This window comes from Ferribacterium limneticum (assembly GCF_020510565.1).
GTDB lineage: Bacteria > Pseudomonadota > Gammaproteobacteria > Burkholderiales > Rhodocyclaceae > Azonexus > Azonexus limneticus_B.
The window spans coordinates 456,005-481,175 of sequence record NZ_CP075189.1 but is presented as its reverse complement, the minus strand read 5'-3'; the positions used below and the strand labels follow the sequence as shown (position 1 = coordinate 481,175).

Below are 25,171 nucleotides of genomic sequence, written 5' to 3'. Positions count from 1 at the left end.
GCCGCATCACAGGATGCAACGCAAGCAATATCTCAGAATGGGATGTCGTCGCCGAGATCGTCGAAGGATGGCTTCGGCTTGTTCTTGGCCGGGGCCGGGGCGTAATCGGTCGGCTCGCTGTCGTAACCGCCGCCACCGCCAGCCGGGGCGCCCATGCCCTGGCGCGAGCCGAGCATTTTCATTTCGTCACCGCGAATTTCCGTCGTGTAGCGCTCCTGGCCTTCCTTGTCGGTCCATTTACGGGTGCGGATGCTGCCTTCGACATAAACCTGCGAGCCTTTTTTCAGATACTGACCGCAGATTTCGGCCAGCTTGCCGAAGAAGGAAATGCGGTGCCATTCGGTCAGTTCCTTCTTCTCGCCGGTTGCCTTGTCCTTCCAGTTTTCGCTGGTCGCGACCGTGATGTTGCACATCGCCTCGCCGCTCGCCGTGTAACGAACTTCCGGGTCCTTGCCCAGATTGCCGACGATGATTGCCTTGTTAACCGATGCCATGAAATGTCCCCTAAGCAGTTTGTGTCGCAGCGGCAGTGACGCGCCGTTGCGGAAAATTCATCGAGTTTGCCACCACCAGCCAGACCAGAACCAGCCCGGTGCAAGCAGCAAAAACAGCATTATCGCCGAAATTCTGCGCGATATAGCCGCCGGCTGCACCTCCGACGAATAGCCCGAGCGCCTGCGTCGTGTTGTATACCCCGAGTGCCGCGCCCTTGGCGGACGGTGGCGCCGTGCGCGAAACCAGCGAAGGCAAGGTTGCTTCGAGCACGTTGAAGGCAACGAAGAAAAGCACCAGCCACAGGGCCAGCGCCCACAGGCTGGCACTGTAAAGAAGCAGGCCGGACTGGACGACGACGAGCAGCGCGATGGCGGCGAGGAAAATCGGCCGCATCTTGTCCTTGCGCTCGGCGGCGATGATGGCCGGGACCATGATGGCGAACGAGAGCAGCACGGCGGGCAGGTAAACCTTCCAGTGCGCTGCAGCTTCCAGTCCGCCATGATTGACCAGGGCGTGCGGCAGGACGACGAACATGGCCATCTGCACCATGTGCAACACGAAAATGCCGACGTTGAGGCGGATCAGGTCGGGATCCATTACCACGCGGCGCAACGGCAATTTTTCATGGCCGAGCGGTGCCGGGGCCGGCGGCACTGCCTTGAGGAGCAGCACGATGGCGGCCAGCGCCAGCACACCGGTCATGATGAACAGGCCGGCCATGCCGATCCAGCCGTAGAGAATCGGCGAACCGACCAGCGACAGCGCGAAGACGAGGCCGATCGACGAGCCGATCATGGCCATCACCTTGGTCCGGTGCTCCTCGCGTGTCAGGTCGGCGGCCAGCGCCGTCACCGCGGCCGAGATGGCGCCCATGCCCTGCAGCACGCGGCCGACGATGATCCACGTCATGTCCGGCGCCCAGGCGGCGACGAAGCTGCCCAGCGCGAAGATAAGCAGACCGACGACGATGACCACCTTGCGTCCGAAGATATCGGAAGCGATGCCGTAGGGAATCTGGAAAAAAGCCTGCGTCAGGCCGTAGGCGCCGAGCGCAAAACCGACCAGGGCCAGGTTGTCGCCGCCGGGCAGCGTTTTCGCATAGACCGAAAACACCGGCAGGATGAGGAAAAGCCCGAGCATGCGCAGGGCAAAGATGGAAGCCAGGGAGGCGCCGGCGCGGCGTTCTTCGGGGCTCATGCGGTCGTTGGGGGGGGACATTGTCGTTTTTAATTGTTGCATTGCAGCGAGACAACAATATTAGCAGGTTTGGCGAAGCGCCATGGCGACTCGAGAGTTCCCACGGTCAACCGGAAAAAACGGCCAAAATTGAAACTCTTGCGCGGCCCGGACAAGGCCCGGTAGCGCCGACTTCAGAGTTCCCGGCTACCCTGACAGGCCGGGAAACTGGTGCAGCCCCAGTCCACCTGGACGACGGTTCCGTTCTCTTTTTTTGTCCGCGCCATCATCACTTTGCCGCACTTCGGGCAGGCCGGCGGAGCCGGGTCGTGGCGACGCCGCGAAAACATCGGTGAAATGGTGACTTCGCCGGTGCTCGACGCCGTCACTTTCTTGATCAGCCGCCGCAAGGAGTCGGCCGGCACGACACGAATCGCCCGGCCAATAGCGATTTTCCTTGCTTCGTCGGTGAATTTACCCGAGCTCACGATAAACCCGCCCACCGCGCGTTCTGCGCCGATCGCTGCGTACAACTCGCGCACGGCCTGAGCATCGACAGCCGTTGCCTTCCAGTCGCGACACTGCACCAGATAGCGATCGCGTCCCATGAACAGCTCGAGATCGATGCAGCCCATATGCTGGGTGCCGGTGCGCTCGACGACGAGAAAGCCTTCGCGCCGGAAGCCTTCGGCCACCAGTTTCTCGAAATCATGAATGCTCATTCGGGCCAGCGCATCTGCGGTCGGGCTGCTCGCTGCGTCAATTGACGGCTCGCTACGCTGACGCCCCCGAACGAAGGAAATCAGTGCGACGATCACCAGCAAGCCGGGAATGAGGTACAGGGGCAATCCGGCCAGAAGCATGTCGGCGCCCTTGCCAAGCGTCATCCACGCCGAAAGGTCGTGCAAGATCCAGTACGTCAGCAGCGCCAGCACCCCGCCGATCTGCCAGGGAAGACTCGTTGCCAGATTGAGGGCGCCCGCTAGCGGAGGACACGCTTTTCGTGCCATGAACAATCCATAAAAATGTTTAGCGCATATTCTGATGGCAAGTCATCGAAGCGGCAAGCCTTGTTGCGCCATGCGGTGTCAGCCGGATTTCAAAATTCGTCGTTTTTTCCGGTTGACCGTGTGATTGGCACAGGCGGCGAATGCCGATTTTCATTTGAAGACGAACGAAGCCGGGGCGAACCCGGCTTTTTTGCGTATAGTTTCCCCTTCCCCAATAGTGAAAAAAACAGCGATGGAATTCATCCGCATTCGCGGCGCGCGCACCCATAATTTAAAGAACATCAACCTCGATCTGCCGCGCAACCAGCTCATCGTGATCACCGGGCTGTCCGGCTCGGGCAAGTCCTCGCTGGCCTTCGACACGCTGTACGCAGAAGGGCAGCGTCGCTACGTCGAATCGCTCTCGGCCTACGCCCGGCAGTTTTTGCAATTGATGGAAAAGCCCGATGTCGACCTGATCGAGGGCCTGTCGCCCGCCATTTCCATCGAGCAGAAGGCGACTTCGCACAACCCGCGGTCGACGGTAGGCACGGTCACCGAAATCCACGATTACCTGCGCCTGCTCTTCGCCCGCGCCGGCACGCCGTATTGCCCGGACCACAACCTGCCGCTCGAAGCGCAGACGGTGTCGCAGATGGTCGATTCGGTCCTCGCCCTGCCGGCCGAAACCAAACTGATGATCCTTGCCCCGGTCGTCGCAAATCGCAAGGGCGAGCAGCTCGACCTCTTCGCCGAACTGCGCGCCCAGGGCTTCGCCCGCGTTCGTGTTGACGGCACGGTCTATGAAATCGACGACGTGCCGAAGCTGGCCAAGACGCACAAGCACACTGTCGATGTCGTCGTCGACCGCCTGAAAGTGCGCGACGACATGCGCCAGCGCCTGGCCGAATCGTTCGAGACGGCGCTACGCCACGCCGAGGGCCGGGCCATTGCGCTCGAAATGGACGACGGCAAGGAACACATGTTCTCCGCCAAATTCGCCTGCCCGGTCTGCTCGTATGCCTTGCAGGAACTCGAACCGCGTCTCTTTTCCTTCAATAACCCGATGGGCGCCTGCCCGAAGTGCGACGGGCTGGGCGTCATCCAGTTCTTCGACCCCAAGCGCGTCGTCACCAACCCGGCTGCCTCGCTGGCCAATGGCGCCATCCGCGGCTGGGACAAGAAGAACCAGTTCTATTTCCAGATCATCGAGTCCATCGCCGACCACTACGGTTTCTCGGTCGACACGCCTTTCGAGCAACTGACCGAGGCGCAGCGCCAGCTCATCCTCTACGGTTCCGGCAAGACGGAAATCAATTTCCGCTACCTCAACGAGAAGGGCACGCGCTTCGACCGCAGCCACAGCTTCGAGGGCATCATCCCCAACCTCGAGCGGCGTTACCGCGGCAGCGAATCGAATGCCGTGCGCGAGGAATTGTCGAAATACGTCAGCAGTTCGGCCTGCCCGAGTTGTGCCGGCACCCGGCTACGCGTCGAAGCCCGGCATGTCCGGGTCGGCGAAAAAACCCTGCACGAAATCAGCCGCCTGCCACTCGGTGAGGCGCGCAACTATTTCAACTGCCTGACCCTGGCCGGCAACAAGGCGCAGGTCGCCGACAAGATTCTCAAAGAGATCACCTCGCGGATTTCCTTCCTGATCAACGTCGGCCTCGATTACCTGTGTCTCGAACGCTCGGCCGAAACGCTGTCCGGCGGCGAGGCGCAGCGCATCCGGCTGGCCTCGCAGATCGGCTCCGGGCTGACCGGCGTCATGTACGTCCTCGACGAACCCTCCATTGGCCTGCACCAGCGCGACAACGACCGCCTGCTGCAAACGCTCAAGAACCTGCGCGACATGGGCAACTCGGTTTTGGTTGTCGAACATGACGAAGACGCCATCCGTAGCGCCGATTACGTTGTCGATATCGGCCCCGGCGCCGGCGTCCATGGCGGCGCCGTCGTCGCCCAGGGAACACCGGCCGAAGTTCAGGCCAATCCGCTGTCGATGACCGGCGACTACCTGTCCGGCCGCAAATCGATTTCGGCGCCAAAATCGCGTCGACCGCAGGACCCGAACAAGCAGCTCAAAGTCGTCGGCGCCTATGGCAACAATCTGAAAGACGTCACGCTCGAAATCCCCGGTGGCCTGCTCACCTGCATCACCGGCGTTTCCGGCTCGGGCAAATCGACGCTCATCAACGACACGCTCTACGCCGCTGCCGCCCGCCACCTCTACGGCTCGACGACCGAACCGGCGCCGTACAAGGAAATCATCGGCCTTGAGCTGTTCGACAAGGTCATCAACGTCGACCAGGCCCCCATCGGCCGCACGCCGCGCTCCAACCCGGCGACCTATACCGGCCTGCTGACGCCGATCCGCGAGCTGTTCGCCCAGGTGCCCGAATCCCGCGTCCGCGGCTACGGCCCCGGCCGCTTCAGCTTCAACGTCAAGGGCGGCCGCTGCGAAGCCTGCCAGGGCGACGGCATGATCAAGGTCGAAATGCACTTCCTGCCCGACATCTACGTCCCTTGCGACGTCTGCCACGGCAAGCGCTACAACCGCGAAACGCTGGAAGTCCAGTACAAGGGCAAGAACATTTACGACATCCTCGGCATGACCGTCGAGCAGGCGCGCGAGTTCTTCGACCCGGTGCCCAATATCGCCCGCAAGCTGCAAACGCTCGTCGACGTCGGCCTCAGTTACATCACACTTGGCCAGAGCGCCACCACGCTGTCCGGCGGCGAAGCCCAGCGCGTCAAACTGGCGCTCGAACTGTCCAAACGCGACACCGGCCGCACCCTCTACATCCTCGACGAACCGACCACTGGCCTGCATTTCCAGGACATCGAAATGCTGCTCAGCGTCCTGCAACGGCTGGCCGCCAACGGCAACACCATCGTCGTCATCGAGCACAACCTCGACGTCATAAAGACTGCTGACTGGATCGTCGATCTCGGCCCGGAAGGCGGCGACGGCGGCGGCCGCATCCTCGTTTCCGGCACGCCGGAACAGGTCGCCAAGTGCAAGGCCAGCCACACCGGGCGCTTCCTCAAGCCGCTGCTCGACAAGAAATAGCCTGAAACGATGATTCCACGGTCAACCGGAAAAAACGGCCAAAATCGAAATGCCGGAGCTCAACGATGAGTGACGCCGCCGAGCTCAAGGGCAAGAAAGGCCTGCGGCGGCTCATCAACGCCCTCGGCTATTCGCGCGATGGCATCGCTGCTGCATGGCGCAATGAAGCCGCCTTTCGCCAGGAAATCCTGCTCACCGCCATCGCCCTTCCACTGGCCTTTTACCTCGGCAAAACCGGCGTCGAACGGGCCTTGATGATCGGCAGCGTCATCCTCATCCTGATCGTCGAAATCCTCAATTCGGCGGTCGAAGCGGTCGTCGACAAGGCATCACCCGAGAAGAGCGAACTGGCCAAACGGGCCAAGGACATGGGCAGCGCTGCCGTGCTGCTCAGCCTGATCAACGCCGCTGCCATCTGGGCCTGCCTGCTCTGGGGCTGAATCAGCGGCCTTTGACGAGAGCCTGACGGCGCTCCATTTCGTGGATCAGGGCCGTGAACTGCTCGGCCATTTCATGGCGCATGAACGGTACGCCAAGGCTGGACGGCAGCCAGCGATCCGGCACGACCTCGATCTGGTAGTCGACACGCGCCCCACGCCCCTGCGCCTGCACCCGGAGTTCGCTACGCATGTGTTTGGTCGAACCGCCTATTGCCCGGCCGAGTATTCGCCCGTCAGGAAGCAGCTCGATCTGGCGCAGTGACTCGAAGGGGAAGGAAAACGGGCCAAAATTCGCTTTGCCGCGCTGCTTGATGACGAAAACCTTGCCCTGGCGCGAGACGATCTGGCTGCTTTCCAGATTGGGGACGATGCCGACCATGTGGTCGAAATCGGTCAGCACATCGATGACAACGGCCGGCGAGGCGGCAACCTGGAAGGCCAGGCTGGCGAAATAAGTACCGTCGCGATAGTCGACCTCGACGTCGTCGTCTTCCAGCCCGCCAGTCGGCGGCTCAAGCGAGAACGCCGGCAGGCCGACGATGACAAACAGGAAAACGAGAGCGCGACAAGTTCTGGCGACGACAGACATGCTCAAAACAGGCTGGCCGTACGCGTATCCGGTTCACTGTCGACTGCCGGTTCCGGCAAAGGGCCGGACAACACGACCCGGTTGCGGCCGAGGCGCTTGGCTTCGTAGAGCGCCTCGTCGGCACGCTTGAGGGCAATTTCGATGGGACATTCGCTGGCATCGGCCAGCCCGATGCTGACTGTGGCCTTGACCGAACGGCCATCGGGCAGCGGCACTTCCATGGCATCACAACGCGTGCGCAGACGTTCGGCCAGCTTTTCCGTTTCGGCCGGCCCGATTTCCGGGAAAAGGAAGGCAAATTCCTCGCCACCATAGCGACAAACCAGATCGGACTGGCGCAGAGTGTCCTGAACCAGATCGGCAAAGGCGCGCAGCATGGCATCGCCGGCAGCGTGACCGTAGGTGTCGTTGAGTTTCTTGAAGAAGTCGAGGTCGGCCATGGCCACTGTCACCGGCCGGCGATAACGCTGGGCACGCTGCAATTCGACTTCGGCCGACTGCATGAAATGGCGGCGGTTGGTCAGCCCGGTCAGGCCGTCCTTGTTGGCCAGTTTCTCCAGCGCCAGCCGGGTTTCTTCATTCTGGATGAGCAGGGCATGGTGTTCGCTGATGGATTCCTCGACGGCCTGAATTTCGAGCATGGTCGACTGTTTGAACTCGGGCGCCGGGCGATCGGCACTGAGCGTCGATAGCGCGTGGTTAATGCGCTGCAAGGGGTAAATCAGGTGGCGACGGACAAGAACCATGAAGACGAGCAGGAAGACGCCGACCAGAAGCAAGGCAATCATCAGTTTGTAGCGCGCCAGCTTCATCGCGCCCGTCGCGACCTGAAGGTCGTTGTTGGCGAGATTGATGCCCTGGACCGAGACATCGTCGACCTGCATGCCGAGGCGCGCGGCAAGGCGTTGCCACTCGTCGTAGCGGGTAGCCGTTCGGTGGTCGTCGCTCGCCGCCTGCCGCACGACGTCGCCGAGAAACTGTTCGGTTTCCCGCGCCAGCAGGGCGGCACCGGGATGTTCGAGAATGCTCGGATGACTGGCGATCAGCGTCACGACGAACATCGATTGCTGGCGCGAGGTATGCGAACTGACGGCAAAGATGCGCTCGCCCTCCTGGCGGAGTTGCTCGAGATTGCGGGCCAGGCGCTGGAAACGGATGATTTCCGGCACCGTTTGATCCTGCAGACGGCTGGTAGCGTCGATGACGCGTTGCTGATCGAGCGACAGCTGGACGACAGCGATCCCGAAGGCGACAAGAAAAAGTGCCGCCAGCAGGGCGAAGGCACGACCGGCCTGGATCGACTTGAACGCCACGATCAAGGCAAGCCTCGTGCAGCCTGATGGCAAATCGGAAGCGGGGAACTAGCTGGCATCAACTCACCCGAAAGGGCAGAAACCGGGAATTGATCCGATCATACGTCCCATTGCGCTTGATGCGGTCAAGCGCGGCATTAATTTCTTTCAGCAACTCCGGGCGGAAGGGAGAAATGCCAAATGACGCGTCGCCGCTCAGTTCTGGCGCCTGAATCACCGTCGTCGTCAGCCCCAGTTTTCTGAATGCCTCGGTTTTCTGCAGGTTGATGGCCGTGATCATCGGCACGAGTACGGCCTGAGCCTTGCCGGAAAGCAGCGGCTCGCCGAGTTCGCCATGGGTAGTGACCGCATGCATGTCCCAGCCCTGCTTGCGGCCATAGGCATCCTGGGCCGAACCGCCGACGACGGCCACTTTGACCCCGGCCTGCCCGGGGGTGACCCCAGGGAGGGCCAGCCACAGCGACATCGAGCGGTAATAGGGCTTGGCAAACAACATCCTGGCGCGCCGCTCCGCTGTTTCGATGAGGCCGACGGCGGCGATGTCGGCCTTGCCCTGACTCATGGCGGGGAGCAAAGCGCTTTGCGTGACGACATCGAAAGCGCAATTGACGCGCATTTCGCTGCACACCGCCCGGGCGATCTCGACGCTGAATCCGGTCAAATGACCAAACTCATCGCGAAAGGACATCGGCGGGGCATTTTCGAGAACCAGCACACGTAGCGCCGGTTCGTCAGCCGCCAGCGCGCCGCTTCCTGGAGCAACCGGTAGCGCGCAACACAACAGGAAGGCAAGCGCAGCGCGAGACATTGTTATCGCATAATTTCGGGCGGAGGGCGATTATAGTCGAAATGAATATGCGACAGGGCCTCGTCATTACCCCAGCGGCATGATTCATGGGGGAGCGGACCGGCCCGTAGCGAGTTCGACCAGCCGTCCCTGCATCGGGAAGAAAATGGCCAGCCTGAGCGGCAGCCCGGCGTTGGCGAACAGGCTGGCATAGCGCTCGAGTTGCGGCCGATAGCTTTCGGCACGTTGTGGCAATTCGGCCTCGGGCAGGCGCACGGTCTTGTAGTCAATGATCCAGCGACAGCCGTCGGCGACGAAAATGCGGTCGATCACGTGGTTGACCGTGAGCTCGCCATCCGCGCTGCTCCACGCCTGCTCGGCGGCTGCCTCGGGATGCTCGGCGAGCACCCAGCGACCGGCGTCGGAAGCCAGCGTGGCAGCCAGCGCCGCCACCACCTCGGCGGCGCCGCTGTCGGCTTCGCTCTCGCCATGGCCCAGGTTGCGCAGCCAGCGCTGGCAGGCTGGCTGGAGCGTGGCGACTCTTGCGGTCGACCAGTTTTCCAGCCCGTTTTTCGCCATCAGTTCGAGGTAGCGGTGAACCAGCGTGCCGACCGAAGCTTCCAGTGACAGGCCGCTTTCGGTTTCGTCGAGTTCGAGCGGGTTATCGGCCGGGCGCAGGCCTTCGGGCAAGGCGCCGAGGCTGGCCGGCAGGACGGCTTTACGTAGGCGAACGAGCGGGGGGATGAAGGTGGCCGGATCGATGCCAAGGCTAGCCGGCGGGACGGTTTCGCCAGCACCGAGCGCTTCGGCAAAGACTTTCTGCGCGACACCCGGCCAGAGCAGATTGAGCAACGTGCCGGCGGCTGGCGCCTTGAGGCCGTCGTCCTTCTTTTCATCAGCCACGACCACACCGAGCAGATGCAGCTTGCGAATGGCCCGCGTGGCGGCGACGTAGAGCAGGCGTTCGTCCTCGTGCGCGGCGCGTTCGGCTTCGAGCTTCTTGAGGTAGTCGTAGGCGGTCGGCTCGCCATTGCCGGCGCCCTTCTGCTTCATCGGCGCGACGAGCAGATGTTCGTCGCCATCGGCCCCGGCCACTTCATCCCAGAGCAGCAGGCTGCTGTCGTTGCCGCCAGTGCCACGGTCGAGGCCGGGCAGGATCACGGTGTCGAATTCGAGGCCTTTCGATTTATGCACGGTCATCATCTGCACGGCGTCGCCGAGCGGGTCGGAGGGGGCGTAGAGTTCGGCGGCGTGGGCGGCCAGCGTTTCGGCGCTCAGGTTGCGGCTGGCCACGAGCTTGTCGACGAGCTTGAAGAAGGCGTCGACATCGTTGAGCGCCTCGGGTGCTTCGAGGCAGCGCGGCCCGCCAAGCATGAGCCAGACGCCTTCGAGCCAGCGCCGCGGATGCTGACGGGCGCGGCCGGCGAAGGCCAGTTGCAGGACTTCCCGGACGTGCAACAGGCGTTGCCGGCCGTCTTCGGACAGGCGGGCGAGACGGGCGTCGTCCTGCATGAGCTGCCAGATCGTCGACTTCCGGTCGTCGGCGGCCAGCGCATGGAGGTCGGCCAGCTTGAGGCCGCACCACGGGGCGCGCAGCAGGGCCAGCCAATGGACGCGGTCGGCCCGATGATGCAGGGCGCAAAACAGCGTGAGCAGATCCTGCACATGCTGGCGGCCGTCCAGCCCTTCGATGTCGACGGCTTGAAAACGTAACTCCGGTGCACTGCGACGAATTTCAGCGACAAGCGCGTCGAGGTGGCTGCGGGCGCGAACGAGGACGGCGATGCGCTCGTCCGGCGCCTCGCGGCGGGCCTGCTGGATGATGGCGAGAACGTGGCAGGCTTCTTCGCCAAGGGCATCGGAGCCGTCGCGTTCGATGACGGGATGCACCTCGACCCCGCTGTCGGCACGCGCCGGCCGGGTCGCCGCCGATTCGGCGTAGCGCACGGCGCCGGCTTCGGGGCTGTCATCCGCCGGGAAGATGCTCGGGAAGGCCGTGTTCACCCAATCGACGATGCCCGGATACGAACGGTTGTTGCGGAACAGGCGCAGGTGGCCGAGCTTGATGTCGCCGATGCCTCGCTCGCGGACGCGCAGAAACAGGCCAACGTCGGCCTTGCGGAAGCGGTAGATCGACTGCATCGGGTCGCCGACAACGAACAGCGTCCGGCAGTCATCGGGCATCCAGCCGCGCGTCAGCTTTTCGATGAGTTCGACCTGGGTCGGGCTGGTGTCCTGAAACTCGTCGACCAGCAGGTGGCGGATGCGGTAATCGAGCGCCTGAGCCAGATCGGTCGGCGCCTCGTCGTCGCCGAGCGCCATCCCGGCGCGGGCAGCGATTTCGATGAAATCGACCTCGCCGGCTTCCTGAAAAGCCAGCCACAACTGCCCGGCCGCCAGCCGGAGCAAACGTGAAAAACACTCGACGGTCGCCCATTCGCCGTCGCTCAGTTCCGGCCGCGGCAGCTTGACGAGCATGGCCAGCGCTTCTTCAAGCCCGGCAACGCCGCGCAGCTCGGCGAGCAGTTCGAGCATGGCTTTTTTCTGGTCGGCGAATTCCTTGTCGGCCGGGAAACCGATGCGTTTATCGACCGTCTTGCGAATTGTCCCGGTGCCGGTCATGAGCAGGGCCGCCACCGCCTGCCAGCGCGGCAAATCGGCGATTCCCACGGTCAACCGGAAATTCCAGTCAAAAATGAAATCGAGAACGCCCGGCACATTGGCCGCAGCGAAGCGGGCCAGCGGCATGAGCAGGCTTTGCAGCCGGCCGTCGAGCAGTTCGCCGACGACCGCCAGATCGCGCTCGATGAGTGCCGCAAAGCCGGCCTCGACCTCGGCCTTCATCGCCCCGCTTTCGATGCGCGAGGCGTGCTGCAGCCACTGGTCGCGCCGACCGAGCATCGAAACCAAGAGCTTTTCCAGACGCCCGGCGTTGTTGTCCATGAAAGCCAGCGCCTCGGCCACGATGTCGGCATCGGCGCCGCCGGCTTCGACCATTTCCAGCGTCCGCCGCGCCGCCGTCGCGTAGTGGGCCTCGGCATCCTCGGCGACGCCGGGCTGGGCGCCGAAGCGGCTCAGGTAGGGCATCTGCCGCGCCAGGCTGGCGCATAGCGCGTCGAGCGTCGTGATGCGCAGCCGACCGGGGTGGCCGAGCAGGTGCCAGCCTTGCGCCGCGTCGTGGGTGAGCACCTTCTGCGCCAGGCCGAAGGTCAGTTGCTTGTGCGGCTCGGCCGGCATTTCACCGCTCGCTGCCCGCTCCAGGCTGCCCAAAATGCGGTCGCGCATTTCGGTCGCCGCCTTGTTGGTGAAGGTCAGCGCCAGCACTTCTTCGGGATGTTCGACAACAGCCAGCAGGCGCAGGTAGCGCTGGGTCAGCAACTCCGTCTTGCCGGCCCCGGCCGGGGCTTCGACGATGAACGAGGCGACGTCGAGGGCGCGCAGCCGGGCAGTTTTGTCTTCTTCGAGGCGGTCGACCGCAGCAGTCACAGGCAGGGAGCTTTCCGAGGAGGGTGTCGCGGCAAACGAATGTTGCCCGGCGGCGGCAAATCCTACGCCGGGCAGCGCTTTGCCTCAAGCGATCGGTGGCTTTTACGGCCCCGCCACCCGCGGGAAATCACGCTTTTCGCCGCTGCAGCGCCTTGAGGACGGTTGCGAAGAGCAGGCCGGGCGGGCTGGGCTTGGCGAGAAAATCGTTCATCCCGGCGGCCAGGCAATTGGCCTTGTCCTCGGCAAAGATGTTGGCCGTCACCGCCACGATCGGCAGGTCGCCAAGGCCGGGCATGGCGCGTATCTGCCGCGTTGCCTCGAGGCCATCCATGCCCGGCATCTGGATATCCATGAGGATCAGGTCGTAAATCCCCGGCGCGACTTTTTGCACGGCCTCCCGGCCATCGACGGCGGTATCGACGGCCAGCCCGACACTTTCGAGCAATGCCGTCGCCACCTCGCGGTTGACCGGTTCGTCCTCAACCAGCAGGATGCGTCGGCCGTGGAACGCCCGGTTGAGAACCGTCTCGGCGGATTCCACCGGACTAGCCAGCGACTCGACGACGCCCGGCCCGCCCTTTTTGAGGCGCACGGTAAACCAGAAGATGCTGCCCATGCCCGGCGAACTACTCATGCCGGCCGTCCCGCCCATCAACTCGGCCAGCTTGCGGGTAATGGCCAGGCCGAGGCCGGTACCGCCATACTTGCGGGTCATCGAGTTGTCCGCCTGCTCGAAGGCGGTAAACAGGCGACCAGCCGCGTCGGGATCGACGCCGATGCCGGTATCCTCGACCTCGAAACGGACGACGGCATCATCATCCGTTTCTTCGTCGGTCAGGACACGCACGATGACCTCGCCCCGGTCGGTGAATTTGACGGCATTGGCCACGTAATTGAGCAGCGCCTGTTGCAGCCGGGTGGCGTCACCGAGCAATGGAAACGGCAGTTCCTGGACCTCGGCGAACAGTCGCAGATTCTTCGCCATCGCTTGCGCCTGCTGCATCGAAACGACATTGCGGGCGATCCCGGCGGGGCTGACCGGGCTTTCCACCATGGCGAACTTGCCGGCTTCGATCTTCGACAGTTCGAGCACCGCATTGATGATTTGCAGCAGGTGATGCCCGGCAGCGTCGATTCTTTCCAGCCGGGCCAGTTGCTCCGGCGGCAACCCGGCGCGCCGGATGAGGTGGGCCATGCCGGTGATGGCGGCGAGCGGCGTACGGATTTCATGCGACATGTTGGCGAGGAAGGCGCTCTTCGCCACATTGGCTGCCTCGGCCGCTTCCTTGGCTGAAATCAGTGCCGCCTCGACCTTCTTGCGCTCGCTGATATCGCGCACGAAAGCGATAAGCCGGGGCGGCAGGCCATCGTCGGCCGGGATGTAATGCAGGGTTACCTCGACCGGAATCAGCGCACCGCTCTTCGCCCGGTTCTGCGTCTCGATCTTGAACCATCCTTTCTTCCGGATCGCCAATACCGCCTGTTCGGCCTCGTCCATGGCCTGTTGTGGATAAATATCCTCAACCCGCAGTTGGAGCATTTCCTCGACCGAGTAGCCGAGCATCTCGGCAGCGAAACTATTGACGTCGATCAGGCGCTTGGTCTCGAGATCGCTCCAGCGGATGCCGATGCCGACGCTGTTCATGGCAAACTGGGTATCGAGCAATTTGCGGTGTACTTCGCGCAGGTCAGCCGTCCGTTTTTGCACCAGATCTTCGAGCTGATGCCGATATTGATCGAGCTCGGCTTCTGTCCGCTTGCGCTCGCTGATATTGACTGAAATGCCACCACCACGCAGCGGACGCCCATCAGCGTCGCGCTCGACAACCATTCCCCGGGAATGAATCCAGCCCCAACCGCCAGCCTCGAGAGCAACGCGGTACTCGACCGAAAATGGCGCCCCGCCGACCCTGGCCGTTTCCTCATAAGCCGCCACGAACCCCGCCCGGTCGTCCGGGTGAACCGTTGCCAGCCAGCTCTGCAAGGTCGTCGGCGGCGGCTCGCGCGGAATGCCGAGAATCGTCAGCAAGCTCGGGTCGTAATGCAGGGAACCATCGACAAAATCCAGCTCCCAACTGCCCATCCGGGCCGCCTGCAGCGCCGTCATCAAACGGCCTTCCAGGCTGGACATATCTCGCGCCAGCGAAACCCGCTGCTGTTCGGCCAGTTTGCCCAGCAGATAGCCGACCACGGCCAGCGCCGGCGGCGCCACCAGGACCGCCGCCACAAACCCCGTCAGCAGGTAATCCCAAGGTACCGCGCCCTTGAGCAGAAGCCCCATCGCCGAGACGATCAACTCCACCACCACGACGACAGCAACGGTCGCCACAGCGAATAGTCGCCACCCTTTCAGGCGTTGCAACAGGCGGATGAAATCAGATGACACGTCCAGGAATCTCCAGACAAAAGGGAAGCAAAGCAAAACCCTTTGATTTATTTTTCGCCTATCCCGACACGGATGGCTTGATCTATAACAAACGTATTAGATTGAACCCCGGCCCTCGCTAACCGGCCTGCGCCGCGGCCAGCAGACGACGCCTTTCCGGCAGTCTGAGCAGCGGCAAGACCTCGCAATATTGCAGGCTCTTTTCGTCGGCAAAGACAACGCCGGCCCGGCCCTGCTTGACCTCTTTGGCCACGGCGTGCAGCCGTTCGCGCCAGTGGGTGATGACGGCGATCCAGTCCGGAAATTCGGCCGGATCGAAGATTTTCTGCTTGTCGTCGCCGATGCCCTGAACGCCGGGCAGGATGTCCTTTTCGTCGGCGACACCGGCGAAGGCCGGCTTGTCGAGCAGAACCTTGGCGAAGACGACGGCGGCGACGTCTTCATTGACCAGCGCGGCGTAAATCGGCAATTGCGGCTCGGTGATGCGCTGCTCGGCCCAGTTTTTGGTATCGACGGCGGCGCCGGTCTTGTAGTCGATGATGACCTGCCGGCCGTCGGCCAGCTGGTCGATGCGGTCGACGATCATCTTGACCTTGATGCCCTCGATCTCGACTTCGGCCGGCGCTTCGCAGGCGATGACGTCAAAACTCAGGCCTCGCTTGGCCTCGACCTGCAGCCATACATCCACCAATTTCGCCAGACGCGCCGCTTCGAGTTCGCGGAAACGGGCTGGCAAGGTAATGCGGCGGTCGAGCTCGAAGGTATCCAGGGCCTTGGTGACGGCTTCGGCAATGGTTTGCTGGCGGCTCGATTCACTCAGGGCGGCCAGCGCGTCGGATGACTTTACGGCTGTCCAGAAAGCTTCCAGCGCTTCGTGCAGGAGCGTACCGCGAGCGGCCGGGTCGAGGCCTTCGACCGGCTCGTCCATAGCCTCGCCGCCGAGGCGGTACTGGAAGTAGGCCCAGGCCGGGCAAATCGCTTGGGCGCGCAGGACCCAACTGCCGCCGGAAACTTTTTCGCCTTCGCCGACCGGCGGAGCCATGGCGTCGTCGATCAGTTCAAGCGCTGACGCCGACTCGCCGGCCATCTGCCGGGCCAGCGTCATGACCTCGGCCGAAGCATCCGCGGCGAGCGGAATCCCGGCGATGAGCGGACTCGGCCGCAAAACGCGATTGCCGTCGGCCTGCGCGAACGAGAAAGTCACTTCCGGCGCCGACAGGGAGAGCCGGGCATGGACGCGCTGGGCGAAATCGAGTTCGACCTCTGCGCTGGCATGCGCTGCCCCTGCCGCCCGCAGCAATTCAGCCGGCAGGAGCGGATTGGGGCGTGGCGGCGGCGGCCACAGGTCGTCGTTCATGCCCATGACCCACAGGGCATCGAAATCGAGGCCGGCGCTTTCGAGCACGCCGAGCACCTGGATCGCCGGCCGGCCGCGCGTTTCGGGCTGGAACAGGCGTTGGCGACAGAGTTGCGACAGGCGGCGGACAGCCTCGGCAAAGGCCAGCGACCCGAGCAGGCCGTCGAGCCGACCGAAACCATCTAGCACTTCGCCAAAAGCGCGGCGGGCCTGGAATTCGTGGCTGGACAACGGCCGGTCACCGGGCCAGCCGGCGGCTTTGAGGCAGTTGCGAAAGACTGCGGCCCATTGCCCGGGGGGCAGCTTGCGGCTGGCTGCAGTCGCGGTTTCGGCAAAGGCATCGAGGGCAGCCACCGTTTGCGGACAGAGCGGCGCTTCGCTTTCTGCCAGTCGCCGGGCCAGGCGGACCAAGGCCGGCAGGGTCGTGAAATAAGGCAGATCGCGGCGCAAGGCGGCATCGAGCCTGGCCCGGCCATCGGCCTCGCCGTCGGCGGCCGACCAGCCGCCGGCCAGCAACAAGGCCGACAAACGACTTTGCTCGACCTTGGCCCGGCCGCTACCCAGGGCCAGCAGATCCAGCGCAACGCGAATGAGCGGCAGATCGGCCAGCGCCCGGCCGAGCGAGAAATTGAAAGCGCGCGGCACTTCGGCCGCATCGGGACGAATCAGCGCCGGATGCAGGGCATCGTCGAGCAGGAATTCGAGCCGGTCGCGCACACCGGCCAGATCGGGCGCCACGATACCGAGGCGGACAGCCGGGTTTTCGGCCCGCTGTGCCTGCACCCAGGCGACCACGGCGGCACACTCGGCATCGCCGTCGGCACAGGCGACGATTTTCTGATTGCTACGGTCAACCGGAAATTTTGGCTGATTTTGAAATGTGACTCCGCGCCCCGTCAGCGCCACCATGAGGTCGCGTTCGAGTGGCGTGTAGCGGTCGAAGCCAACGAAGACAATGCTTTCCGGCAGGGCGAAATGGCCGCCGGCGATCAGTTCGATGACCTGCCTTTGCAGACCGGCCGGGTCGATCCAGCCATTGCTCCGGCAGCGTTTGTCGAATTCCGCCTGCCAGCCGATGAACAGTTTCGCCTCGTCAGACAATTCGCTGCCGTCCGCCCTGATTTTCCAGACCCGAGCCAGCGCCTGCGCTTCGGCGGCCGAGGCGGCCATGCCCTGAATATCGAAGAGCGGCGCCGCTTCGGTCAGTGAGGCAGCAATGACTTTTTCCCAGAGCAGACGTTCGGAGAAAGCGTCGAGCCCGACGGGCAGGTCGGCGATGCCGCTGAGCAGCCCCTCGTCGGCCAGTGTGGCAAACCACTGGCCGAGCGTCAGCGCCTGCCGGGTGCGCCAGACGGCCTGCTCGGCCGGCAACTCGCCGCGCAGGGTTTGGGCGAGGCGGGTCGTCGCGCAGAGGTAAAGGCTATCGCTCAAACGGGCCTCGATATTTCTCCACTGTTATCAGTACGCAGCTGGCTGCGCCGGGCTGGCGGGTTTGGCCGGCGCGCCGGGCATAGCCGGGCCGGCCGGTTTGGCGACAGGTGACGCCGGCTTGGCCGGTGCGGCAGACTTGGCTTCGGAAGCGGCTGGTTTGGCCGGAACCGAGGCCGGAGCGGCCGGCTTGCCGGGCATGGCGGGGCGAGCCGGGGCAAGCGCGGCGGGTGCTTTCTCTTCTGCCGACGGCGCGGCCGTAACCGGCTTGTTCTCGCTGGCGGATTTGCCGGGCATCGCCGGTCTGGCCGGGGATGCGGGGCTGGCGGGCTTGGCCACGTTCATCGGCGCCGGCGCGGCGGGCTGCGCTGCTTGCTCGGCTGGCTTGGCGAGCGGTTTGGCAACTGACTTTGGCGGCGGCAAGGCTTTGGGTTTCGCCGGCTGAACCGATGGGCTGGCCGGAGAAGCGCGTTCGGCTTTGCGGCTTTCGCTCTTGTTATCGGGCTCGGCGCCCGAAATCTTGGTTGGGCCGGTGTAGGTAATCCGGCCTTTCAAGCCCTCGGCAACCGCGCCGCGTAGCTCGGGAATTTTCCGCAGATCGTCGAGGGTCTTGAACGGCCCGTTCTCGCGGCGATAGTCGATGATCAACTGGGCCCGTACCGGCCCGATGCCATTCAGGGTCTGCAGCTCTTCGGCGGTGGCGGTGTTGACGTTGACCCGGGCCAGGGCCTGGCCGACGCAGAGCAGAGCCGCCAAGGCGAACATCAGAAAACGTGATTTCATGCTTTTCTCCCGGAAGATGAGTCGTTCAGTATGCCATTTGCCGTGTAATCAGGGCGTCCCGACAAACAGGAAGAGGTTGGAGACGCCGCTCGTCGAGTAGCCAAAGCCGACATAGGCCGGCCCGAACGGCGTTTCGCCGCCGACATACAAGGCGGTCGAGTCGAGCAGGCCGACCCGATTCGATTCCGAGTAGCGCGAGCCGACCTTGGCCGCTTCGAGGGCGAGGCCGATGCGCATGTCGCCACGCAGGCCGAGCGGCAGGCGGCCGATGATCTGCTCGCCGCGCACGCCGAGGTAGCGGATGTCGTCGCCGATGATCTGGTTCGGGGCGAAAGCCGTCAGGTTGAGGAAGCCGCCCAGCGTGCCGGCGTCGTAAACCGGCAGGTTGCCGCGCGGCGAGCCGGTGTAGCGCAGCCGGGCGTTGAATACGGTACCGCCGAAGGCGTAGGCGCCGCGCAGGTCGGCATCGGCTCGTGCATATTTGTTGGCGGGCGACTCGAACCACGACAGCTGCGCCGCCCAGCCGCGGGTCGGGAAGTGCATGCGGTCGAACTGGTCGAAATCGAGGCTGGCCCGCCAGCCGGCAAAGCTCTTGTCGGCCTTGGGCAGCGAGGGGTCGCCGATGTCGAGATCGAAATAGCGGTGGCGCTGCACCCAGCCCAGACGAACCGGGCCGAGCAGACCGACATTGGCGCCGAGGTGGGCGCCGAAGCCGGTTTCGCTGTCGCGGTACTGGGCGATGCGCTTGTCGTTTTCGTAGACATTGAGCCGCGTCTGGCCGACGCCGGCCGTGCCTTCGAAAAAGATGCGCTGGCGGGCGTCGAGCGGCTGGTAGTAATTGACGCCGAGGCGGTTGGTCGAGCCGATTTCGCCGTGGTAGATCATCTCGCCACCCAGCCGGTTGAGCCAGGTCTGGTGATAGGCGGCACGCAGGCCGAAGTTCGACCCCTGGCTGTTGTCGGCCTGCAGATTGACGGCGAAACGCGCGTAGTCCGGCCCCCAGCGCTTTTCGATGGGCATGATGCGCAGGATGTTGCGCTCGCGCTGGCTGAAGACGGTGTAATCGACGCTCTCGTAATAGCCGTCGCCATACATGCGCAACAGGTCGCGGTTGATAACCGAGGGGCGGATGGTTTCGCCCGACTGCACGCTGAGGTAGCGCTCGATGGCCCCCGGATTGACCTTGTCGAGCCCGACGATCTCGATGTCGTCGATGCGCGGCGAGGCCCGCCGGCTGACTTCGATGCCCTGCCACCACGTGGCATAGGCCGATTCGCTAGCCGACAGCCGGGCCAGTTTTGCGGCGGCGGCTTCAGTCGCGGCACGACCGCTGGCGGCGGCCTCGGCATGCTTCGTGAAATCGGCCGCCGTGATGCCGTTGAGTTCGGGCTGGATGTAGATGTCGGTTGGCTTGAGCGTGGCCAGCGAACGGCTGACGTTCTGCTCGGTCAGGATGCCGACCATCTGCGTCGACACGGTGAGCAAAGAGCCGACCTCCTCGGCCTTGAGCAGCGGCGAGCCGACATTGACGGCGATCACCACGTCGGCCTGACAGCGTTCGCGCACTTCGGCAATCGGCAGGTTGTCGACGAGGCCGCCATCGACCAGCTTGCGGCCCTGATGATCGACCGGGGCGAGCAGGCCGGGCACCGACATGCTGGCGCGCATCGCCGTGGTCAGCGCACCATCGCGGAAAACCACGCGCTCGCCGGTGCCGATGTCGGTGGCGATGATCGACAGCGGCAAGGGCAGATCCTCGATATTGCGTTCGCCCTGATTGGCCCGCACGAGCTGGTTGAAGAACAACTTGATCTTCTGTCCGGAGACGACGCCTGCCTGGTAGGCCACGCCGTTGGCCGAAACCCCGCTCTCCGAGCCGGGCAGGTAGCGCCGCGAGACCAGCTTGTTGCGATAGCTCATCTCGGCGTATTCGGGGTTGTCGACAAAAATGTCCGCCCAGTCCGCCGCGGCCAGCGCCTCGCGCATCTTTTCCGGCGACATGCCGGCCGCCCAGGCGCCGGCGATGAGCGCCCCCATGCTCGTCCCTGCCACACAATCGATCGGCACGCGCTGCTTCTGCAAGACCTCCAGCACGCCGATGTGCGCCGCCCCGCGCGCCCCGCCGCCGCCCAAAACCAGGCCGATGCGCGGCCGGGCGGCATCAGCGGCCATCGCCACGGTCAACTGGAAAAAAAGGCCAAAAATGAAAACGGTAGCAAGGCGGCGTGTCGGCAACATCAATCCTTCATGCAAAAAAAAGCCCCGCCGAAGCAGGGCTGTTCGTGAAGCGTCGGCCGATTACTTGGTGCCGATGACTTCGATATCAACGCGACGATCCGGCTGCAGGCAGTCGATCAGGGCCTTGGTCTTGGCATTGCCCTTGCACTTGTCGCCGGTAACCGGCTGCTTCTCGCCCTTGCCTTCGGTGTAAACACGGTTGGCTTCGATGCCCTTGGCAACCAGGTATTCCTTGACGGCGGCAGCGCGCTTCTCGGACAGCTTCTGGTTGTAGCCATCGCCACCGATACGGTCGGTGTGGCCAACGGCCAGGATCACTTCAAGCTTGATGGCCTTGGCCTTGGAGACCAGCTCGTCAAGCTTGGCCTTGCCGGCCGGACGCAGGACAGCCTTGTTGAAGTCGAACAGGGCGTCAGCAGCGACGGTGATCTTCTCGCCGGACGGCTTGACGCCGGTGGCAGCAGGCATGGCGGGCTTGGCGGCAGCCTTCGGCTCACAGGCTTCCTTCGGCAGCAGATCCTTGTCGCATTCGCAACCGGCCTTGTCGGCGGCAGCAGCGGCCGGGGTCCAGTAGCCATCGCGCCAGCACAGGCCGAAACCGGACTTGGCAACGACGTCACGGCCGTCGATCAGATAGACACGTTCCTGGGCAACAGCAGTAAAACCGATACCGGCCAGCAGGGCCAGAACCAGGGATTTTTTGATGATATTCATATTGGCAGTCCCGATGTAGTAATTAGGATGGAGGATTATTTTGAAACCATCCAATTCTATTACGAATCGTCACATTTCAACCACTTGTCGCCCATGGTGACGCGGCTTTATGTCCGTTACCATGGGCCTGTCCGACACCCCGACAGGCACCCCGGAGCCAAAAAAATATGACAAAAATCCAGGCCTTCTTTCTCTGGCTGTTTGGCCAGGCACCCCAGGTTGGCGACCCGCTGGTCGATGCGCTGAACCGCTTTCGCGATCCCGAAGCCGATACGCTGGAACTAATGCGCCGGCTGGTCGCCGAATTGCGCCCGCAAAACCGGCGCGACGGCGGATCGCCCGAACGTTACCAGTTCATGCTCGACCAACTCGAGTCCGATCCGGCCTTGCTCGCCGCCTTTCGCAGCCACGTTGTGCATTTCATCGCCACCCGCCGGCTCGTCACCTTCTTCACCGAAAGTGGCGTGCTGCCGGGCACCGGCTTTTTCTCGGAATGGTGGCGCATCCTCGGCAGCCATCTGTTGCCGGAAGTCCCCGACGAGCGCCGGCTCAAGGACTGCCTGCACGTCATCTACGACCAGACCGACGACTGGCGCTGGCTCGAAGCCATCCCGGCCGACGCCTCGCAACGTTTCTGGTCCCTGCTCGCTCCGGCCGAGGAACTGCGCAATGTCGACTGGCACCGCATCCAGGAGCAGATGCTCGACGCCGTGCTATTGCTCGCCCACCGGGTCAGCGGCCTCGGCATCGAAAACGAACTGATGCGCGCCTCACCCAATCTCGACGATGACACGCCGAGCTTCGTCGCCCTCTCGGCCGAGGCGCTCGATTTCGTCAATTCCTTCCGCGCCGCGCTCAGCGATCCCGAGCAGGTTGCCGACGACGGCAGCCAGCTACTGGTCATCGCCGACCAGTGCCAGAACACCCTGGAACGCATCCGCAAGCGGGCGCTCACTGTCGGCACCAGCCTCCATCTTTCCTATCTATTGACGCGCGCCGAGCAAAGTCTGGAACGCCTGCGCGATCTTGCCGCCATCCTCACCACCAGCCAGCTATCGACCACCCGCGGCGAAGCCATCCAGTCCTGGGGCGAATTCGCCCACGCCGCCTTTCTCGCCGAAAACCGCCGCAACAGCCTGCGTTTTTACGTCGCCCAGCTCTCCCGCCTGCTCGCCGTGCGGGTCACCGAAAACGCCGCCCGCTCGGGCGAGCATTACATCTGCGACACACCGACCGACTACCGCAAGATGTGGCGTTCGGCCGCAGGCGCCGGCGTCATCATCGGCCTCATGGCGCTGCTCAAGATCAAGGCCGCCGCACTGCAAACGCCGCTGTTCGGCGAAGCTTTCCTGTTCAGCATGATTTACGGTCTTGGCTTCGTCATCATTTTCCTGCTCGGCATGACGGTCGCCACCAAGCAGCCGGCGATGACGGCGCAGACGCTGGCCGGCCTGCTCGGCGACATCAAGCCGACGCGCAGCGCCGATCTCGAGCGGCTGGTCGACGTCGCCGCTGCCGTCAGCCGCAGCCAGCTCGCCGCCATTGCCGGCAACGTCATGGTCGCCCTGCCCGTCGCCATCGCCGTCGGTTTCGGCCTGAGCTACTGGGCCGGCGAACCGCTGATCAGCATCGACAAGGGCGCCCATCTCATCGCCGATCTCGACCCGCTGTCCTGGGCGCTGCCGCACGCCGCCATCGCCGGTTTCTACCTCTTCCTGTCCGGCCTGATCACAGGCTATTTCGACAACCGCGCCGCCTACGCCGACATCGGCCCGCGCATCGCCCGCCTGCGCTGGCTGCAGGCGCTGGCCGGCCGCGAGCGCGCCGGGCGCTTCGGCAACTACATCCAGGAACGCCTGGGCGGCATCATGGGCAACTTCCTGTTCGGCTGCATGCTCGGCTCGACCGGCGTCATCGGCACCATCCTCGGCCTGCCGCTCGACATCCGCCACATCGCCTTCGCTTCGGCCAACCTCGGCTACGCCCTGGTCGGTTTCCAGTTCGCGTTGCCGCTCAAGGCCATCGCCTGGGCCGCCTTCGGCATCGCCGCCATCGGCTTCACCAACCTCGCCGTCAGCTTCGCGCTCGCCCTGCGCACCGCCATGCGCGCCCGCGGCATCATTTTCGAACATTGGGGGCCGTTGCTGAACGTTCTGGGGAGCCGCCTGCTCAGACAACCGCGCAGTTTCCTGCTGCCGCCGCGCCAAGCCGCTGCCAGCGCGTAAAATGCCGGCGTGATTACCCGCCGCCTGCCACTCCTTTTTCTGCTCGCCATCGCCACGCCGCTGATGGCCGGCGAGCTGACTGTGCAGGCGCCGGACGAGATCAGCGAACTGCTGGCGCCGTGGTTGCCGGAAGAAGCCGGCAACACTAGCCGTTTGCAGGGGCAACTGAGCGAAATCCTTGCCACCGAAGGCTATTTTTCGCCGGAATTCAATTTCACTGAAAACGATGATGGCCTGACGCTGAACCTCGATCCCGGGCCACGAACGACCATCGCCAGCGTCAATGTCACGGTCGACGGGAAAATTGAGCCAAAAACGAAATCGGACCTCATCGCCGGCTGGGGCCTGCCAGTCGGCCAGCCCTTCCGGCAAGCCGACTGGAACGACGCCAAGCAGCAGATCCTCGCCGACCTGCTGGCTGTCGAACACGCCGACGCCAAACTGGTCGACAGCGAAGCCAGCATCGACGCCGAAACGCACCGCGCCGACCTGCAAGCCCATTACGACGCCGGCCCGCGCTACCGTTTCGGCAGCATTCGCGTCGAGGGCCTGGAAAACTACCCGCCCGACCTCATCGCGCGCTACAACCGCGCCGTGCAGCCCGGCCAGCCCTACCGCGAAGACCGGCTCAACGCGCTGCAGGGCACGCTGCAAGCTACGCCCTACTTTTCCTCGGTGCAGACCACGCTCGACCGCGAGGCGGCCGTGGTCAATGAGGACGGCACGGCGACGGCGCCCGTCCTCGTCCGCGTCCGCGAGCGTTCGCCGCACCGTGTTTCCTTCGGCGCCGGCGCCAGTTCCAACACCGGTGCCCGCGTCGAGGTGAACTACCACACGCCCAACCTGCTCGGCCGCGGCTGGGCGCTCGATAGCGGCCTGCGTTTCGAGCAGAAAAGACAGACCGCCTACAGCGACGTCTTCCTGCCGCCCGACGAGCGCAACCGCCGGCACAGCGTCGGCATCATGGCCGAAGCGGCCAACATCCAGGGCCTCAAAACCGAGCGCTACGCCTTTGGCGCGCAGACCGTGCAGCAACGCGGCATCGTCGAACAGCGGCTGTCGCTCAACTGGCAGGAGGAAAAGCGCGAAGCCAGCGGCGCCAGCCCGCAAACGGCGCGGGCGCTGGTCCCCAACGGCGTGTGGACCTGGCGCCACATCGACAACCTGCTCGACCCGCGTGACGGCACCGTCATCCAGGTCCAGATCGGCGGCGGCGCCAAGGCCGCGCTCTCCGACCAGAACTTCATCCGCCTGCACAGCCGCGTCCAGCACTACATCCCGCTCGGCCGCGCCGACACGCTCAATCTGCGCGGCGAAATCGGTTACACCTTCGCCGATTCGCGCCAGCACATCCCGCAGGATTACCTGTTCCGCACCGGCGGCGCCGGTTCGGTGCGCGGCTACGCCTACCAGAGCCTCGGCGTCCGCGAAGGCAGCGCCATCGTCGGCGGCCGCTACCTGGCCATCGCCAGCGCCGAATTCACTCACTGGCTCGACGAAAGCTGGGGCATCGCCGCCTTCGTCGACGCCGGCGATGCGGTCGATTCCCTGCAGGACATCCGCCTCGCCGTCGGCGCCGGCCTTGGCGCCCGCTGGCGCAGCCCGGCCGGGCCGATTGGCGTCGATCTGGCCTACGGCGAACGCAACCAGGAAGTGCACCTGCACTTCTCGCTGGCCATCCCGTTCTGA

16 protein-coding genes are annotated in these 25,171 nt (G+C 64.1%); 4 read left to right on the top strand and 12 right to left on the bottom strand.

Annotated elements, in window-relative coordinates; genetic code table 11:
- Positions 1–32: 32 nt before the first annotated feature.
- From ssb to KI610_RS02310, 3 genes are all read right to left on the bottom strand, one after another.
- Positions 33–494: a single-stranded DNA-binding protein gene (gene ssb, locus KI610_RS02320; RefSeq protein ID WP_226403635.1), complete on the bottom strand. Its 462-nt coding sequence runs from the start codon at positions 492–494 to the stop codon at positions 33–35.
- Between the two features lie 10 nt (positions 495–504).
- A complete protein-coding gene (locus tag KI610_RS02315) occupies positions 505–1,713 on the bottom strand; it encodes an MFS transporter (RefSeq protein WP_226497083.1) in 1,209 nt (402 codons plus the stop codon).
- A gap of 152 nt (positions 1,714–1,865) precedes the next feature.
- On the bottom strand, positions 1,866–2,681 hold the full coding sequence (locus tag KI610_RS02310) for a restriction endonuclease (RefSeq protein ID WP_226497082.1): 816 nt from the start codon (positions 2,679–2,681) through the stop codon (positions 1,866–1,868).
- A 232-nt stretch (positions 2,682–2,913) separates the two neighbouring features.
- On the opposite strand from KI610_RS02310, the gene uvrA reads away from it, so the two are divergent.
- Both uvrA and KI610_RS02300 read left to right on the top strand, forming a co-directional pair.
- Positions 2,914–5,736 (top strand): excinuclease ABC subunit UvrA, encoded by a 2,823-nt coding sequence (gene uvrA, locus KI610_RS02305; RefSeq protein WP_226497081.1) that lies wholly within the window; start codon positions 2,914–2,916, stop codon positions 5,734–5,736.
- Between the two features lie 65 nt (positions 5,737–5,801).
- On the top strand, positions 5,802–6,176 hold the full coding sequence (locus KI610_RS02300; RefSeq protein WP_226497080.1) for a diacylglycerol kinase: 375 nt from the start codon (positions 5,802–5,804) through the stop codon (positions 6,174–6,176).
- A 1-nt stretch (position 6,177) separates the two neighbouring features.
- Here KI610_RS02300 and KI610_RS02295 read toward each other — a convergent pair whose 3' ends face one another.
- The 9 genes from KI610_RS02295 to KI610_RS02255 all read right to left on the bottom strand — a co-directional run bounded on the left by KI610_RS02295 (position 6,178) and on the right by KI610_RS02255 (position 21,257).
- Entirely contained in the window at positions 6,178–6,765 is a 588-nt protein-coding gene (locus tag KI610_RS02295) for an SRPBCC family protein (protein ID WP_226497079.1), read from the bottom strand.
- A 2-nt stretch (positions 6,766–6,767) separates the two neighbouring features.
- Positions 6,768–8,078 carry a GGDEF domain-containing protein gene (locus KI610_RS02290; protein ID WP_226498499.1) on the bottom strand — a complete coding sequence of 437 codons (1,311 nt, stop codon included), beginning with the start codon at positions 8,076–8,078 and terminating at the stop codon, positions 6,768–6,770.
- Positions 8,079–8,136: 58 nt separating this feature from the next.
- On the bottom strand, positions 8,137–8,886 hold the full coding sequence (locus tag KI610_RS02285) for an ABC transporter substrate-binding protein (protein ID WP_226497078.1): 750 nt from the start codon (positions 8,884–8,886) through the stop codon (positions 8,137–8,139).
- A gap of 84 nt (positions 8,887–8,970) precedes the next feature.
- A complete protein-coding gene (locus tag KI610_RS02280) occupies positions 8,971–12,351 on the bottom strand; it encodes a UvrD-helicase domain-containing protein (RefSeq protein ID WP_226497077.1) in 3,381 nt (1,126 codons plus the stop codon).
- 127 nt (positions 12,352–12,478) lie between these two features.
- On the bottom strand, positions 12,479–14,737 hold the full coding sequence (locus tag KI610_RS02275) for a PAS domain-containing hybrid sensor histidine kinase/response regulator (protein ID WP_264179172.1): 2,259 nt from the start codon (positions 14,735–14,737) through the stop codon (positions 12,479–12,481).
- Positions 14,738–14,855: 118 nt separating this feature from the next.
- Positions 14,856–17,525, bottom strand: a complete 2,670-nt coding sequence (locus KI610_RS02270) for a PD-(D/E)XK nuclease family protein (protein ID WP_226497076.1) — start codon at positions 17,523–17,525, stop codon at positions 14,856–14,858.
- A 27-nt stretch (positions 17,526–17,552) separates the two neighbouring features.
- Entirely contained in the window at positions 17,553–18,305 is a 753-nt protein-coding gene (locus KI610_RS02265; RefSeq protein ID WP_226497075.1) for a ComEA family DNA-binding protein, read from the bottom strand.
- Positions 18,306–18,353: 48 nt separating this feature from the next.
- On the bottom strand, positions 18,354–20,543 hold the full coding sequence (locus tag KI610_RS02260; RefSeq protein WP_226497074.1) for a patatin-like phospholipase family protein: 2,190 nt from the start codon (positions 20,541–20,543) through the stop codon (positions 18,354–18,356).
- Positions 20,544–20,603: 60 nt separating this feature from the next.
- Positions 20,604–21,257 carry an OmpA family protein gene (locus tag KI610_RS02255; protein WP_226497073.1) on the bottom strand — a complete coding sequence of 218 codons (654 nt, stop codon included), beginning with the start codon at positions 21,255–21,257 and terminating at the stop codon, positions 20,604–20,606.
- A gap of 167 nt (positions 21,258–21,424) precedes the next feature.
- Between KI610_RS02255 and KI610_RS02250 the strand changes: the two genes are divergently transcribed.
- Both KI610_RS02250 and KI610_RS02245 read left to right on the top strand, forming a co-directional pair.
- Entirely contained in the window at positions 21,425–23,482 is a 2,058-nt protein-coding gene (locus KI610_RS02250) for a site-specific recombinase (RefSeq protein ID WP_226497072.1), read from the top strand.
- Positions 23,483–23,491: 9 nt separating this feature from the next.
- Positions 23,492–25,171 (top strand): autotransporter assembly complex protein TamA, encoded by a 1,680-nt coding sequence (locus KI610_RS02245; RefSeq protein WP_226497071.1) that lies wholly within the window; start codon positions 23,492–23,494, stop codon positions 25,169–25,171.

Bases quoted from the DNA above. Each gene is read 5' to 3' on its own strand.
- ssb (WP_226403635.1), bottom strand. From the start codon at position 494: ATGGCATCGGTTAACAAGGCAATCATCGTCGGCAATCTGGGCAAGGAC.
- KI610_RS02315 (WP_226497083.1), bottom strand. From the start codon at position 1,713: ATGTCCCCCCCCAACGACCGCATGAGCCCCGAAGAACGCCGCGCCGGC.
- KI610_RS02310 (WP_226497082.1), bottom strand. From the start codon at position 2,681: ATGGCACGAAAAGCGTGTCCTCCGCTAGCGGGCGCCCTCAATCTGGCA.
- uvrA (WP_226497081.1), top strand. From the start codon at position 2,914: ATGGAATTCATCCGCATTCGCGGCGCGCGCACCCATAATTTAAAGAAC.
- KI610_RS02300 (WP_226497080.1), top strand. From the start codon at position 5,802: ATGAGTGACGCCGCCGAGCTCAAGGGCAAGAAAGGCCTGCGGCGGCTC.
- KI610_RS02295 (WP_226497079.1), bottom strand. From the start codon at position 6,765: ATGTCTGTCGTCGCCAGAACTTGTCGCGCTCTCGTTTTCCTGTTTGTC.
- KI610_RS02285 (WP_226497078.1), bottom strand. From the start codon at position 8,886: ATGTCTCGCGCTGCGCTTGCCTTCCTGTTGTGTTGCGCGCTACCGGTT.
- KI610_RS02265 (WP_226497075.1), bottom strand. From the start codon at position 18,305: ATGAAATCACGTTTTCTGATGTTCGCCTTGGCGGCTCTGCTCTGCGTC.
- KI610_RS02260 (WP_226497074.1), bottom strand. From the start codon at position 20,543: ATGTTGCCGACACGCCGCCTTGCTACCGTTTTCATTTTTGGCCTTTTT.
- KI610_RS02255 (WP_226497073.1), bottom strand. From the start codon at position 21,257: ATGAATATCATCAAAAAATCCCTGGTTCTGGCCCTGCTGGCCGGTATC.
- KI610_RS02250 (WP_226497072.1), top strand. From the start codon at position 21,425: ATGACAAAAATCCAGGCCTTCTTTCTCTGGCTGTTTGGCCAGGCACCC.